This is a genomic window from Prevotella vespertina (assembly GCF_009728485.1).
Lineage (GTDB): Bacteria > Bacteroidota > Bacteroidia > Bacteroidales > Bacteroidaceae > Prevotella > Prevotella vespertina.
Map to the genome: position 1 here is coordinate 71,636 of NZ_VVIQ01000004.1, position 14,935 is coordinate 86,570.

A 14,935-nucleotide genomic window follows, 5' to 3' on the forward strand; every position below is an offset into this window, starting at 1 on the left:
CAAACAGAGTTCTAATTATTTCTAAGAAACAACTATTTAAAACATTACAAGATGAGTCGAATCTTACCAACCATTACCCTCGTTGGTGCATTAATGGTGTTTCCAACATTGCAGTCAAAGCTCCATGCGCAGGTTGTCAACCATCCGTTAGAGGCGAAGGAGATGAAGTGTGGAGTGTTGGGTATCGATCCCCTACAAGAGAGAGCACGCACACGAGGTAGTGAAGAAGAGGATACGAAGGTGACAGACGGGGTCTATCGTGTGATGAGACTGGCTGTCTTTATGAGTGCAAAGGAGTACAACTCCGATAAATTCAACCGCGATTACAATAAGATCAAAGCCTTTTGGACAGAGCTGGAAACCTATCTGAATAGTATCTATGTACGTGACTTTGGATTGCAATTCAAGGTTATCAAGGACGAACGATTGGTTGAGAAGACTTACAATCGGGACTATACTTATCAAGATGGAACCGCTCTCATCAATGCAGCTATTGGTATTGACAACTACGATATAGGTATTGTTCTCGATTACTCAGATAGTGGTGGAATGCAAGGACTTGCCTCCGTCGGGGGGATATGGAATGATACTTGGAAGGGAACAGGTATTGTCATCAATCAATCCATGCCCACCATCGCCCACGAACTGGGGCATTTATTGGGTTCAAACCACCCCTTCACGCAGAGTCAAGGGATGCTCGGATATGGTACGGAGCCTGGTTCTGGACAGTCAATCATTAGTTATGGATCATCATCGGAGCAGGACTTTGTATCATTGGAGTGCCTCAAGAAGATTCTTCATGAGACTCCGAAGGCTGATTACCGATTGGTGGAACGATTCCCAAATACGACTAATACAGCTCCACACATCGATCGCGAACGCATGAAGGACACCTATGTTGTACCAGAAGGGACGTTTTTCTCCATTCCTGTTTATGCAACGGATCAAGAGCAAAAAACGCTTCATTACACCTTTAATCAATATGGATGTACACCGCAGAAGCCCGCTCACTTCCCTGTTTATGCACCACAACAAAGCAATGTAATAGACTTTGGTGTGAGGTATAATGGCACTGGTGCGGAGGTGACAAACTCGAATAGTATCCCTGTAGGAGACTATCGTTTCTGGTTCAGTGTGAGTGATGCTCTCCCTGTAGAGGAGGCTATGAAGAAACATCAAGCACCCCTTTACGATAGTTACATAGCGAATGTTAAGGTGGTTCCTGCTATACCTTTTAAACTCAAGACACGCATTGGCAGTACTTATGAAATGGGTGATCTCCTACATTTGACATGGACAGTTGACAAGTCATTCTTTCGATCAGGAAGTAAGGTGCGAGTGCTGATGTCGGATGATATGGGGCATACCTTCCGCCACGTCTTACTCCCTTCAACGGACAACGATGGCGCTTGTGACGTCTTTATCCCACAACGATTGATGAAGAGAGTGCCTACTTATAGCTTCGTAATACCCGATACTGGAGAGAAAATAGACATCTACTTTGCTAGCGAGGGACTGCTCCGTATAGAGACAATAGGCGATGATATCCGTTATTATGACATATCGAATAACTCGAAAAAAGATGGTGGTATTGAGGTTACGAAGCCTGAAGTGGAGTTTAAAGGAGTACCAGAAGAAACCTATATGACCATTGGCAAGGACGATGAAATGCCTCCGAAACCAAATATCATAGCATTGGTTCGGGGACAGAAGGTACCTCTCTCTTATAGAGAAACCACTGACGATAACCTTACCACACGCACATGGACAGTGGAACGAGGCGGTAAGATGAGCGGTGTACAGCTTTTCATCGAACGTAAAAAGACTGATACTGCGGGCAACACACCCAATGGTATCATCACAGCAAAGACCTCAGAAACTATCAGCCTCACCACATACAAGGGACAGATAATGCTCTCTGGTACGAAAGCAGGTACCTTCGTGCAACTTTACAACACAACAGGTAGATTGATCAAGCGCATACAGAGCAAGGGAGATAAGCTCTACTTTGACAACTTACCATCAGGTGTCTATATAATAAAGGTGGGCGAGGAAGAGCCAAGAAAGGTGCAGGTAATCCACTAAAGGTGGGTTTCCTGCAATCGAAAAGAGGTTTAACCTGTATAAAGGACATATCTTCTTCCCTTTGAGTGCATACTTATCAAAGTTTTTAACTATCTTTGCAAACAACCTAAACAATTACCTATTAGAATGAAAAAGACTTTACTTTCAGTAGCAATTATGCTCCTTGCGCACACGAGTTGGGCACAAGATGCCTATCATCCAACGCCTGAAAACATTCAAGCACGTCAACAATTTCAAGATGAGAAGTTCGGTGTCTTCCTGCATTGGGGGCTCTACTCGATGATGGGAGTGGGCGAGTGGGTGATGCACAACAAGGACATTAACTATCGAGAATACCCTAAGTTAGCTAAGACCTTCTATCCTTCTGAGTTCGACGCAGATGCTTGGGTGAAGGCTATCAAGGACGCTGGTGCGAAGTACATCACCATTACCACCCGTCATCACGATGGTTTCTCGCTCTTCAAGACAGCAACAAGTACCTATAACACTGTCGATGGAACGCCCTTCAAAAGGGATATTATTAAGGAACTGGCAGCGGCTTGCAAGCGACAAGGAATCAAGCTCCACCTCTATTATTCACACCTCGATTGGGGTAGGGAGGACTATCCACAAGGGCGCACCGGATTAGGTACTGGGCGTGACAAGAGCAAAGCAAACTGGGCAAGTTACTATCATTTCATGAACACACAACTAACCGAGTTGCTCACAAACTATGGTCCCGTCGGTGCGATATGGTTTGATGGTTGGTGGGATCATGATAGTGATTCAAAGCCTTTCGATTGGCAGTTACCAGAGCAATATGCCCTCATTCACAAGCTACAACCGCAATGTCTCATTGGCAATAACCACCATCAAACGCCTAACGAAGGCGAGGATATCCAGATCTTCGAGCGTGACTTACCGGGCGAGAATAAGGCTGGTTTGTCTGGACAAGACATCAGTCGGTTACCATTGGAGTCGTGTCAAACAATCAACGACCACTGGGGTTACAACATTACCGATACCCTTTACAAGTCGCCGAAGGAGTTGATTCAGATGCTCGTGAGGGCTGCTGGAAAGAATGCAAACCTCTTGCTCAACATCGGTCCAGAGCCTGGTGGTGCCCTGCCAGACCTTGCCTTGAATAGACTAAAGGCTATGGGCGAATGGTTGAAACAATATGGTGAGACCATCTATGGCACTCGTGGTGGTATAATTGCGCCTCACGACTGGGGCGTAAGCACGCAACGTGGCAACAAGTTATACGTCCACATCCTTGATTGCATGGACTCCAGTCTGTATCTCCCGACGGGTAATCGCAAGGTAAAGAGTGCTAAAGTCTTTGCCACGGGTAAGCCTGTTCGATTCACAAAGACGGGTGATGGCATTACAGTTAACATGGATGAGGCTCCGAAGGAGATTGATTATATTCTTGAACTCACACTATAGACAATCTCACGGGACGATGAGTAATGGGCTTACCCAGTCCTATCTCTAACGAAGAAAATAATTTATTTATCAATACAAAACATTTAGAAACAACGAAGAAAATGAGAAAGATCCTACTTTCCGTGGCTCTTATGATGGCATCGATAGCCCTACATGCCACGGATGCAAACTATCAGGTAGTACCTTTACCACAATCTATTGCATTGCAGAAAGGCGAAGCCTTTGTACTTGATGGTACAACTTCTGTCCTCTCACTAAGCCCTGATGAGGCGATGCAACGCAATGTGCAATTTCTAAAACAGTATATTCGTGAGACCACAGGAATCGCTCCTGAAGGCACAAGCAAGAAGGGTTCTGTTATCATACTAAAGCTCAATAACAAGATAGAAAACGATGAGGGATATGTCATAACAGTAAAGACTAAGACCATTACCATCGAAGGGAAGACAGCCGCAGGAGTGTTCTATGGCATACAAACATTGCGTAAGTCATTGCCAGTAGAGCAGGCAAAGAACGTCAGCTTCCCTCTTGCTCAAATCGTTGACCAGCCCCGTTTCAGCTATCGTGGTACGATGCTTGATTGTGCGAGACATTACTTTAAGATGGATTTCATCAAGGAATTCATTGATATGTTGGCACTTCATAACATCAACACATTCCATTGGCACCTCACAGAAGACCAAGGGTGGAGGGCACAGATAGACCGCTATCCGAAGTTAACTGAGGTCGGTTCGAAGCGTGCGCAGACGGTAATTGGACGCAACACAGGGCTTTATGACGATACTCCTTATGGTGGTTATTACACCAAGGACGATATGCGTGAGGTTGTAAAATACGCTGCCGAACGTCACATAACAGTGATTCCTGAGATCGATATGCCCGGTCACATGCTAGGCGCACTGGCTGCTTATCCAGAGCTTGGATGTACTGGTGGACCTTACAAAGTGGCTGAGTCTTGGGGCGTATTCCCCGACATTCTCTGTGCTGGAAACCCACAGACTTACGAGTTTGTTAATAATGTTCTCGATGAGATAGTAGACATATTTCCATCTAAATACATCCACATTGGAGGTGATGAATCGCCTCGTGACAGATGGAAGGAATGCCCTCGTTGCCAGGCAGAGATTAAGAAACTCGGATTGAAAGGATCGAATGGATTCTCTGCAGAAGCGCAATTACAATGTTACTTCATGAGCCAAGTTGCAAAGCACCTTGCCGCTAAGGGACGCTCGATAATAGGCTGGGATGAAATCCTCGAAGGCGATGTCGACAAGGGGACAACGGTCATGAGCTGGCGTGGAACAGACGGAGGTTTCGAAGCTGCTAAGCGTGGTTTGGATGTCATCATGTCGCCTACTACGTACTATTACATCGACTATTATCAGACGAAGGACAATAGACTCACGCTCATAGGAGGGTATCTCCCGACAGAGAAGACATATAGTTATAACCCTGTTCCTGATGATGCAACTCCAGCGTTAAAGACGCATGTTAAGGGTGTACAAGCTAATCTTTGGACAGAGTATATAGTGGGTCGTGACCTCGCTTTCTACCAACTCTTACCACGTGTGGCAGCCTTAGCTGAAACGGGATGGACCGATAATGCAAAGAAGAACTACGGCTCTTTTAAGGAGCGCGAAGCGAAGTTGAACATGCTTTACAAGCACTATGATTGGAAGGCATGTCAGGACATCTTCACTCCAGTAAAGTAATAGGACGGGGCGTGAAGACGATTGTTTGCAAATAAAGAAGGCGTTTCTTCGATGTGAAGAAACGCCTTCTTCAATACAACGGAACGCCCTTCTCCATTGGAGAAGGGCGTTCCGTTGTTTTTACTTCTGCGTTCCGTGAGGCGCATCCCCTCCTTCGGAGGGGCTTGGGGAGGCGTTAGAAGCTATACTGGAAACCGATAGAAGCAAACTCTTTCAGCTGCCAGAAAGCATAACGAGAGTCTCTACTCACTCCATCATCGAAGCGAGGATAGATGAACAACTGGCTTGAGATGAAGCGATTGAAGCGTAAGGTAAAGGTGTTCTCCCACTCCAGTTCGGCACGCTTATAGGTGGTGTAGCCATAAAGACGGGTCTTCCATGTGAGCATTTCCATAATCTTCCACTCCAAATCAACGGTGAATTCCGATCCATAGTCATGTAGGAAGTGGTTGTTATCACCGATACCCAATCGCTTTGATAACGACCGGAAGCGGGTGTACTTCATGTTATATGCCAACGGAGCAAGGTGAATATTACCTTTTAATCGGTGTTCGAACCAATCGACGGAATAGTCCATACCGAGAGAGAGATTCAAGTTGAATGGTGCAAGGAAGTCGGCATATACCGTTGGATCATTCGACTTATACGCACGTGAGAATTGTGTTTGTCCGATGAGCTGAAGGGTGTAGTACCATTGTTTTGTTGCCTGTAAGCCCAACTTCGAAGTAAGACGTATCAAGTCTTCCGTACTCTTAAAGCTGTGTAACGAGTCCGACTTGCTACTCTGCATACCATATCTTAGCTCCAAACAGTTATCCCATTTCACCTTTTGTTTATTGTTATAATTAGCCTGCATAACCACTGATCCACGTGCAGCATAGTTGCTTTCGCCCCCTCGAAACCAGTTTCCTGACACGTAGTTCTGTAAGAACTGCAAGGCATAGTCGCCTTTGTAAGTCCAGAAGTTAGGCTTTTTAACAAGTACTTCAACCGGTGCTTCGATAGGTTCAATAGGTGGTTCTTTCACCCTACTAACCATGTCCACCTCATGTTGAATAGGCTTTTCAATGTCATTGAGTGTCGTTTGTTGTTGCTGCACAGCCCGTTCCGTCGTACTCACTAAGTCGGGACGATAGAGATAAAGGTGCATGAGATTAGCATTGAAATCACGCTCGGCATCGGCGTTAGAGAACAACTGCTGCGTTACATCCCGATAGAAGGTCAACGGGAAGAGAAGCCGCATATGGTTCGCATCTGATACTTTCACCGATGTTAGTTTTTGTTTCTTCGGCATGAAAAGACTATCTCGCAACATTTGCAAAGAGTCTGCATAGGATTGAGCAACGCTATTGGTTGGCTTGTTATCACCTACTGACAGGGACGTTGAATGTGATTGCGCAGCAACCTCAAGACCCATTGCAAGGAGTATAGTTATTAAGAATTTACGTTTCATTTAATAGCTTGACAATATATAATAGATGTATTGTCTTGCAAAAATACATCATTCTTTTCAATTACATATCGTTTACTAAAAAAAACTAAGGAAAGCCTCATCTCTATCGCAAATTATTGCTGACGAAAGACTTAAAAACCAATATCTTCATGATTTACGATCATCCCTTTATCGTACAAAAGACACACTTTTCAATCGTTTTATTTGCTACTCTCGTTCTTTTTTAAGAACTTTGTCCTTCGGAGTCTGAACCTATCTTTATCCATGAAGGAGCTTAAACGGACTTCTAAAAACCTATAGATAAATATTTAATCTAACCTATATAATTGATAGAATGAGGCAAATTAAACTCTTATTATTGGCAGTCTTACTGCTAGCAGCAGGTTCTGTCATGGCTGCGAAACAAACGAAACATACGTTCGCCATCGCTAATGGCAACTTTATCTACGATGGTAAGCCCACCCAAATACACTCGGGTGAAATGCACTATGCACGTGTTCCAGCTCCATACTGGCGTCATCGCATGAAGATGATGAAGGCTATGGGACTCAACGCAGTGGCTACTTACATCTTTTGGAACCATCACGAGACTAGTCCGGGGGTGTGGGATTGGACCACAGGAACGCACAACTTGCGTCAATTCATTAAGACTGCGGGCGAGGAGGGACTGATGGTTATCCTCCGACCAGGCCCTTACTGCTGTGCAGAATGGGAGTTCGGCGGTTATCCATGGTGGCTTCCTAAGAACAAGGATTTGGTGATTCGCACCGATAATAAGCCTTTCCTAGACTCCTGCCGAGTGTACATCAATCAGTTAGCAAAGCAAGTGCTTGACCTTCAAGTGACGCAGGGTGGACCCGTGATAATGGTTCAAGCAGAGAATGAATTTGGTTCCTATGTGGCTCAACGCAAGGATATTCCACTCGAAACACACAAGAGGTACGCTGCACAAATACGTCAGCTATTGCTCAATGCGGGCTTTTCTGTACCCATGTTCACGTCTGATGGCAGTTGGCTCTTTAAGGGTGGAGCCATCGAAGGGACACTTCCAACAGCCAACGGAGAGGGTGATATTGATAAACTAAAGAAGGTTGTCAATGAGTATCATGGTGGAGTTGGACCTTACATGGTGGCTGAGTTCTATCCAGGGTGGCTTAGTCACTGGGCAGAACCCTTCCCACGTGTATCGACAGAGAGCGTTGTTAAGCAGACAAAGAAGTATCTCGACAATGGTATCAGCTTTAATTATTACATGGTACATGGCGGTACTAACTTCGGATTTAGCGCTGGTGCGAACTATAGCAACGCAACGAATATACAGCCAGATATGACCAGTTACGATTATGATGCACCTATCAGCGAGGCGGGTTGGGCTACTCCTAAATACAACGCATTGCGTGACTTGATGATAAAGTCGGTCGATTATAAGGTGCCAGAAGTGCCTGAACGCATCCCAGTCATCGCTATTCCGAATATAACTTTGGGTAAATCGGTCGACGTAATGACGATGATTAACACGATGAAAGCCGTTGAGAGCGACCATCCTATGACTTTTGAGGAACTCAACCAAGGCTCTGGTTATGTGCTTTATCGCCGCCATTTCAACCAACCTATTAGTGGTCTCATGTGCATGAAAGGCTTGGCTGATTACGCCCTAGTCTATGTGAATGGTGAGAAGAAGGGCGAGTTAAACAAAGTATTCGACAAAGATAGCATGGAAATCGACATTCCTTTCAACAGCACCTTGGATATTCTTGTGGAGAACATGGGGCGCATTAACTACGGAGCACGTATCGTGGAAAGTACGAAGGGAATCACTCGTCCTATCACAATAGACGATAACGAGATTACTGGTGAATGGCAGATGTACCCGTTGCCAATGGCTTCTATGCCTGATACCAACCGATTACCAGCAGGCTACAAAGCAGGTTTGCCCGTTCTGTATAGTGGTTCGTTCAACCTCGATAAAGTAGGGGATACGTTCTTAGATATGGCACATTGGGGCAAAGGAATCGTCTTTGTCAATGGTATCAACTTAGGTCGTTACTGGAAGGTGGGTCCCCAACAAACCCTTTACTTACCTGGTTGTTACCTCAAGAAAGGCAAGAATGACATCGTAATCTTCGAACAACTCAACGATACAAAGCAGTCATCTCTATCGGGAGTTACTACTCCTGTGTTGTAATAAAGAAGCCTCACCCCCGTCCATCTACAGCCTCACCCCCGTCCCCTCTCCGAATGGAGAGGGGCGTGAATACTACTGTTTGCAAATGAAGGGGGCGTTTCTTTGATGTAAAGAGAGGCTCTTTTCGACATAAGGAAACGCCCTTCTCGATTGGAGAAGGGCGTTTCGTATGAAGTGACACACACTTAACTGCATTCGTGACACTATACAAAAATAGGGACACACAAGCTGCGCATCCCTACTAAAATATTAATTAAATTCTACTTTCGGAGACGTTATTCATCGTCCTCATCATCGTCATCTATCACCACAGTATCGGCTACTCGCATTCCTTCGATTGGTAAGGCGCGGTCGATAACAGCGTTATAAGAGATAGAACTCTCGCTTCTTGACAAGCCTAAAGGCATTAGTTTGTCATGGATGATGGACATCAGATGATGATTATTATATGCGTACATCTTCAAGAAAAGGTCGTATTCTCCAGTCGTATAGTGGCATTCCACGATCTCAGGAATCTGCTTTAAAGCATCGACAACATCGTCAAACTTCTCTGGATTCTTTAGGTTAAGACCGATGAAAGCACACGTCTCGTAACCTATACGCTCTGGGTCAATAACAAATTGCGAACCCTTTAGTACACCTAAGTTTGTTAACTTCTGAATACGTTGATGGATAGCTGCTCCACTCACATTACACGCACGTGCAACCTCTAAGAAAGGGATACGTGCATCCTCAGATATCAAGTGTAATATCTTCTTGTCAAGCCTGTCTAAACTTCTATGTGCCATTCTGTATAAACTATTATATTTATCTGCAAAGATACAAAAAAGCCTTTAATCCGCAAAGAAAAAAGTCTTCTTTCGTAACAATCCACAACTAACAGTGCTTATTCCTACCCTTTTTTATGGCTCATAGTGGCTGAGAAATTGACATTGAGGATGTTTGCTTCACGCAGAGCTTGCTTAAGGTCAATGATCAAGCCCATGTCTACATGACGGTCAGCCTTTATGCTCACGCTTAACTGCTTACGCTCTTCTGGAGGCAAGGAGGCAACCAGATGGATGAGATAATTGCGTATTTCGGGGATGTTGGTGACCTTATCATTCATCTGCACAACGGGTGTTTGGCTTGTAACCTTGCCCGTTTCGTCCATCGGACGACCTATATATATATGTTGAACGAGCGACTTGTTGTCAAGTCGAGATAGCTGCGTTGCTGACGGCACTTGGTATTTTACATGTACAGTAGCCTTTCGCATGTGTACAACTAACATGAAGAAGAAGAGGATGGAGAAGATAAGATCAGGCAAAGAAGCGGTGTTCAATGCTGGAATATCGTGGTTACGACGTCTGTAAAGTCTCATTCCGTACCTCCTTTCTCGGCTTTTCCTGTTGCAGGAATAGCATATACTTCAGATATTCTTAGCGGTATCTCATCCATGATTTGGGCTTGTTGCTCATGACTACAAAGCTCAAATTCCTTTCCAAATAACTCCTCCGAACGTGCATTGCGAAGGGTGTTATAAGCCTCAACTAACTGGTTTTGCACCTGCACATAGACGTCATACGAAGCCTTACGAGAGGTTTGCAGTTGTATCATGTGTGCCTTTCCGTTAGCCTCAATGAACTGTTGTACACGCTGGTGGAGCGTTTCCACGGCTATAGCCTTCCCCTCCAACTGCACCTTACTATCGTCATCTATTGCTATACGCATTAGTTTCTTCCCATCGATGGCAGTTGCTTGTTTCTGCGTCTTATCCATCGGTGGCAACTGACGAGAGATTCCTTTGTCCAGGTCCATGGACGAGGCTACAAGGAAGAGTATCAACAACATGAACGAGATGTCGGCTGTTGATGTAGTATTCAAACCCGGTACTGTGCGTTTCTTCTCACGCCGAAATCGCATCATTTTTGGTGTTCCTTTCTATAATAACGGGTTGCTCCAAAGATGACAACACCCGCTGCTATGACAAGAAGAGACAATGAGGTATTGACGAACATATCGGTTACACGCAACCAAAAAGCATCTGTGAAGTGTGCTCCGTTGACCATCATTGCCTTCGAAGAACCGAATGCGAAGGACAAAACAAGGAGTAGAATCGTAATGCCGTAGGTGCTATATGCAATCTTCCTAGACGGTATGCCGTTGCTTAATCCCTCATCTTGATTGCTCATGCGAAGTCCCTTCACCATTGCTACTAAGGCTGCCACGACAGCAAGAACAAGCAAGACCCACATGAAACCAATCAACACATCGGTTAGCAAAGGGGCATTAAATGCAGGGTCACTAGCCAATGGTTCGTTGAATCCAACAAGGTAGAATGCCATGAAGACAACGGCTGTCAGTGCAACAATAACATAGAGAATCCGTTGCGAAATACGCTCCTCATCCTTCTTTCTAAAACCTTTTATCTTCTTCATCTCTTGAGTTTATACTTCATAATAGCGTCTAGTAAGGAGATAGCCGACTCCTCCATTTGGGCTGTGATGTGCTCTATCTTCGATAGAATATAGTTATAAAATACTTGCAAAACAAGGGCTACGATGATACCAAAAATCGTGGTAATCAATGCAACCTTCATACCTGCTGCAACGATGGTAGGGCTGATGTCGCCCGCTTCTTGTATCTGATCGAACGCCATCACCATACCAATCACGGTTCCAAGGAAGCCCAATGACGGTGCCATAGCGATGAAGAGTGTAATCCACGAACAGCCCTTTTCAAGGTTAGCACTCTGCACACTACCATAAGAAGTAACGCTTCGTTCGATGTTATCAATCGAATCGTCAATACGAAGTAAACCCTGATAACAGATTGACGCAACCGGTCCGCGCGTATCACGACTGAGTGTTTTTGCCCCTTCGATATCGCCTGCCTCTATCATATCCTCTAGCTTACCAACGAATCGTTTAGCGTCTATCTCCGACAAACTAAGATAGATGATTCGCTCAATACAAAAGGCTAATCCCAACACTAACGCTAGTGCAACAAGGGACATAAAGCCCGCATTTCCCTCGATAAACTTACGTTTCAACGACTGGTGGAAACCTGTTGGCTGTTGTAGAGACTGCACCTTACTTGTATCGGCAACACCGGTATTGTTCAATGCATCATCTGATAGAGTATCAGCTGACGCAACGGCTGTTGCAGTTGGAGCAGGACTACTGGATGTTTGTGCTGACACGATGGTTACGCTCGTAAATGACATAACCATTAGCATTGCAAAAGCTGCAAATAAATTCTTCATAATTGATAACCACTTATGGTTCAAATTGATTGATAAGGGCAACATCGCCCTATTTTTAACATCGCAAAGGTATAGAAAATAATTCAAAATGCGTAATCCATGATTTAAAATTATGATTACTTCAGTTGTTGAAAGGGGACAGAGTTCCTAAAGGGAAGCCTCCCCAAGCCCCTCCGAAGGGAGGGGATGTGTTCCCAGAAAGTGCTTCTTTTATTCAACAAACAGCCTTACCCCTAACCATATACAGCCTCACCCCCGTCCCCTCTCCGAATGGAGAGGGGAGTGAAAACTACTAGTAGGATGGGAGAGGATGGTTAGCGGGAATAGAGGTAATAATATTCTAGAATTAAAGAAACGCCCTTCTCGATTTGAAAAGGGCGTTTCCTTATGTCGAAAAGAGCCTCTCCTTACATCAAAGAGACGCCCCCTTTATTTGCAAACAATAGTATTCACGCCCCTCTCCATTCGGAGAGGGGACGGGGGTGAGGCTTCTTTCTTCTACTTCTCCACCCTCTTGATAACTTTACCATTCGATAGCTTGAGGATGTTAATACCCTTTGCTGGTGCAGAGAGATGGTTGCCATTCAGGTCATAACGTGCTGATTCAGAGACATTGTAGAGCTGATTTGCTGTCTTAATATCCGATGTCGTAATATCGAGTACATCGTATCGACTACCCAAGACAACGCTTTTCTTCACCAGAATTTCCTTGAATTTCGTTATTATCTCAGCAGGTACATAGATGGAGAGTTGCGTGCGGAAAGCAGTAAAGACTGACGCTCCGAACTCCGGGATACCCGTACCTGCAAAATGAACTACGGCTAACTTATTCGCACCAAAGAATGCTTTATTATCGATACCAGAGACAGCTCCTTTGAAGTTGACGCTTACTAAGTCCGCACAACCAGTAAAGGCTTGCTCCTTTATAGATAACCCTGAGGCAAGAGATGTTATATGAGTTAGACCCGAGTAAGCAAATGCGCTCTCTCCAATGTTGGTAAGTCCTTCGGGCAAGACAATGCTCTTTAGGTTCTTAGCATAGGCGAAGGCGTTTGCTTCTATATCGGCTATCTCTGCAGGAAACTGCACTGTAGTTGAGGTGCTACCAGTAGGGTAAGCTATGAGAGAAGTCAGCTCTTTATTATAAAGCACACCATCAACAGCAGCATAATCTTCGTTTTCCTCTGATACAGAGAATGCAGTCACTGCAGTCTTATAAAAGGCATTCTCTCCTATATCTGTCAATGTCTGGGGGAACTCGGAAAGCGTGGTAAGGGCTGAACAACCCTCAAATACATGCGCACCAATCTCTTCCAAAGCAGACGGGAAGGTCATAGTTGTGAGCTTTTCACACGATGCGAAAGCATAATCCCCAATGCTTGTTACATTCTCAGGGATGGCACATTCCGTCAAAGCTGTACAACCCGTCAGAGCAAATTTGTCTATTTTCTTTATCGAAGCAGGGAGTTGGATCTTAGTAAGTTGATTGAGCCTATAGAACATATAAGGGGGTATAGCATCTTTTTTGGTAGGCTTATAATATTTGGTGGATAGCCCTTGCTTTATCGCACAATAGTTCTCACCATCTTCAACAATACGTACTTCCGAGAGGTCAAGAGAGGTGAGTTTTCCCTCCGTCTTATCGCTCACCTGGAGTCCTTTACCAGCCATTTGGCGGAGGAGCAGGATGTCGGTTCCGTTGATTTCACCCGTCACCTTCAAGTCAGTTATCTGATACTTCTTAGCCTCTGGGATGTGAGTTGCGAGTTTCCCAGCCTCTGTTTTCACTGTTAATGACTCCTGAGCATGAGCCGTGAAACACGCACATACAAGTGCAATTACGGTTAATACTTTCTTTGATGTAAAGACTTTCATTTGTTACTGATTGTTTTTTAATTAATAAATATCATCTTTTTTCATAAGGGATAACGAACTTGTAGCCACGTCCTCGTAGTACAACATCCTTCTCCCGAACCTCTTCCACATATAATTGTTGTGCTCCCTCTTTTAGTCCACTACTACTAAATTCATCGGGATAAAGCATAGAGAGCGAGACTGGAATACGTGTTCCAACAACTGGGTTGACGATGGCTGGCGTAATCTTAACGACCTTCTTCGACGAATAAGGGCGTGCTCCATTGCAGAGCCAAACGCCTACTCCCGGTCGGCGAACCGCCATCACCGTGTTCATCTGCGCATAAAGGCTGTGCGAAGTGGTGCCATAAACGCCCACACGAGAGGCAGTTCCCTCACAACGCACCGTCACTTTCAATGTTTTCTCTTGCTTGTCTTGCGAGATAACACGTATCTTTGCCTCCCCTTCATAGTGTGCTTGAATCTCCAAGATATTGGTTTTTGCATTCCATTTAACGCTCATCACCTTGTCAGGATCATCCACTTTCAAGTCGACAATATCACCTCCTCCGTTCAAACTAACGAACTTGCTCTCGTCACGAGGGAAGAGTCTGATCTCCGACTGACTAATACTAATTTCCGGAGCAACCACATGGATGTCAATACGCTGACGCTTATCTCCAGAGATGATAGTCGCATAGGTCGTACCTTCCCAGATACCATTTACACGCAAAGTGTCCTTACTGATGTTCACACCAGCAACCTTTGAATCGGCAACATAAGCGATATATTTCCCCGTGCCACCCGTTAGGAGGAACATACGTGTGGATAGTTTCGTGAGTGCAACCTCGTTCGGTGTCTCCCCATTAAGCTGTATGTCCTTTGCTTCAGGACTATTGTCTTTATCGCAAGCAACAAAGAGAATGCTGCAAGCGAAGAGTAAGATAAGATATAACTTTTGTTTCATAACG

At 44.8% G+C, this 14,935-nt stretch carries 12 protein-coding genes; 4 read left to right on the forward strand and 8 right to left on the reverse strand.

The annotated features are described in order from the left end of the window. Window positions 1–51 precede the first annotated feature (51 nt). The 3 genes from F0475_RS05065 (at window position 52) to F0475_RS05075 (ending at window position 5,225) form a co-directional block, all read left to right on the forward strand. Complete coding sequence (locus F0475_RS05065; RefSeq protein ID WP_155715760.1) at window positions 52–2,085, forward strand: zinc-dependent metalloprotease; 2,034 nt, start codon at window positions 52–54, stop codon at window positions 2,083–2,085. 126 nt (window positions 2,086–2,211) lie between these two features. After that, window positions 2,212–3,513 carry an alpha-L-fucosidase gene (locus tag F0475_RS05070; protein ID WP_155715761.1) on the forward strand — a complete coding sequence of 434 codons (1,302 nt, stop codon included), beginning with the start codon at window positions 2,212–2,214 and terminating at the stop codon, window positions 3,511–3,513. 101 nt (window positions 3,514–3,614) lie between these two features. Further along, window positions 3,615–5,225, forward strand: coding sequence for a beta-N-acetylhexosaminidase (locus tag F0475_RS05075; RefSeq protein WP_155715762.1), 1,611 nt, complete (start codon window positions 3,615–3,617; stop codon window positions 5,223–5,225). A gap of 175 nt (window positions 5,226–5,400) precedes the next feature. On the opposite strand, the gene F0475_RS05080 is transcribed toward F0475_RS05075, so the two are convergent. Beyond that, window positions 5,401–6,678: a DUF3078 domain-containing protein gene (locus tag F0475_RS05080; RefSeq protein WP_155715763.1), complete on the reverse strand. Its 1,278-nt coding sequence runs from the start codon at window positions 6,676–6,678 to the stop codon at window positions 5,401–5,403. A 334-nt stretch (window positions 6,679–7,012) separates the two neighbouring features. Here F0475_RS05080 and F0475_RS05085 point away from each other — a divergent pair, with 334 nt between their 5' ends. Further along, on the forward strand, window positions 7,013–8,863 hold the full coding sequence (locus tag F0475_RS05085; RefSeq protein ID WP_155715764.1) for a beta-galactosidase: 1,851 nt from the start codon (window positions 7,013–7,015) through the stop codon (window positions 8,861–8,863). A 275-nt stretch (window positions 8,864–9,138) separates the two neighbouring features. Here F0475_RS05085 and F0475_RS05090 read toward each other — a convergent pair whose 3' ends face one another. The 7 genes from F0475_RS05090 to F0475_RS05120 all read right to left on the reverse strand — a co-directional run bounded on the left by F0475_RS05090 (window position 9,139) and on the right by F0475_RS05120 (window position 14,931). After that, window positions 9,139–9,651: an Lrp/AsnC family transcriptional regulator gene (locus tag F0475_RS05090; RefSeq protein WP_009435945.1), complete on the reverse strand. Its 513-nt coding sequence runs from the start codon at window positions 9,649–9,651 to the stop codon at window positions 9,139–9,141. Between the two features lie 104 nt (window positions 9,652–9,755). Beyond that, window positions 9,756–10,226 carry an ExbD/TolR family protein gene (locus F0475_RS05095; RefSeq protein ID WP_009435806.1) on the reverse strand — a complete coding sequence of 157 codons (471 nt, stop codon included), beginning with the start codon at window positions 10,224–10,226 and terminating at the stop codon, window positions 9,756–9,758. Continuing rightward, the gene (locus F0475_RS05100; RefSeq protein ID WP_155715765.1) at window positions 10,223–10,771 is read right to left on the reverse strand and encodes an ExbD/TolR family protein; all 549 of its coding nucleotides are present in this window, start codon (window positions 10,769–10,771) and stop codon (window positions 10,223–10,225) included. The genes F0475_RS05095 and F0475_RS05100 overlap by 4 nt, the downstream gene beginning before the upstream one ends. Next, the gene (locus tag F0475_RS05105; RefSeq protein WP_155715766.1) at window positions 10,768–11,283 is read right to left on the reverse strand and encodes a hypothetical protein; all 516 of its coding nucleotides are present in this window, start codon (window positions 11,281–11,283) and stop codon (window positions 10,768–10,770) included. The genes F0475_RS05100 and F0475_RS05105 overlap by 4 nt, the downstream gene beginning before the upstream one ends. Then, window positions 11,280–12,110, reverse strand: a complete 831-nt coding sequence (locus F0475_RS05110; RefSeq protein ID WP_155715767.1) for a MotA/TolQ/ExbB proton channel family protein — start codon at window positions 12,108–12,110, stop codon at window positions 11,280–11,282. Before F0475_RS05110 ends, F0475_RS05105 begins: the two co-directional genes overlap by 4 nt. A 498-nt stretch (window positions 12,111–12,608) precedes the next feature. Then, on the reverse strand, window positions 12,609–13,985 hold the full coding sequence (locus F0475_RS05115) for a leucine-rich repeat domain-containing protein (protein ID WP_155715768.1): 1,377 nt from the start codon (window positions 13,983–13,985) through the stop codon (window positions 12,609–12,611). A gap of 31 nt (window positions 13,986–14,016) precedes the next feature. Continuing rightward, window positions 14,017–14,931, reverse strand: a complete 915-nt coding sequence (locus tag F0475_RS05120) for a hypothetical protein (protein WP_155715769.1) — start codon at window positions 14,929–14,931, stop codon at window positions 14,017–14,019. Window positions 14,932–14,935 lie beyond the last annotated feature (4 nt).

Bases quoted from the DNA above. Each gene is read 5' to 3' on its own strand.
- F0475_RS05095 (WP_009435806.1), bottom strand. From the start codon at position 10,226: ATGAGACTTTACAGACGTCGTAACCACGATATTCCAGCATTGAACACC.
- F0475_RS05065 (WP_155715760.1), top strand. From the start codon at position 52: ATGAGTCGAATCTTACCAACCATTACCCTCGTTGGTGCATTAATGGTG.
- F0475_RS05070 (WP_155715761.1), top strand. From the start codon at position 2,212: ATGAAAAAGACTTTACTTTCAGTAGCAATTATGCTCCTTGCGCACACG.
- F0475_RS05085 (WP_155715764.1), top strand. From the start codon at position 7,013: ATGAGGCAAATTAAACTCTTATTATTGGCAGTCTTACTGCTAGCAGCA.
- F0475_RS05075 (WP_155715762.1), top strand. From the start codon at position 3,615: ATGAGAAAGATCCTACTTTCCGTGGCTCTTATGATGGCATCGATAGCC.
- F0475_RS05090 (WP_009435945.1), bottom strand. From the start codon at position 9,651: ATGGCACATAGAAGTTTAGACAGGCTTGACAAGAAGATATTACACTTG.
- F0475_RS05110 (WP_155715767.1), bottom strand. From the start codon at position 12,110: ATGAAGAATTTATTTGCAGCTTTTGCAATGCTAATGGTTATGTCATTT.
- F0475_RS05105 (WP_155715766.1), bottom strand. From the start codon at position 11,283: ATGAAGAAGATAAAAGGTTTTAGAAAGAAGGATGAGGAGCGTATTTCG.
- F0475_RS05080 (WP_155715763.1), bottom strand. From the start codon at position 6,678: ATGAAACGTAAATTCTTAATAACTATACTCCTTGCAATGGGTCTTGAG.
- F0475_RS05100 (WP_155715765.1), bottom strand. From the start codon at position 10,771: ATGATGCGATTTCGGCGTGAGAAGAAACGCACAGTACCGGGTTTGAAT.
- F0475_RS05120 (WP_155715769.1), bottom strand. From the start codon at position 14,931: ATGAAACAAAAGTTATATCTTATCTTACTCTTCGCTTGCAGCATTCTC.
- F0475_RS05115 (WP_155715768.1), bottom strand. From the start codon at position 13,985: ATGAAAGTCTTTACATCAAAGAAAGTATTAACCGTAATTGCACTTGTA.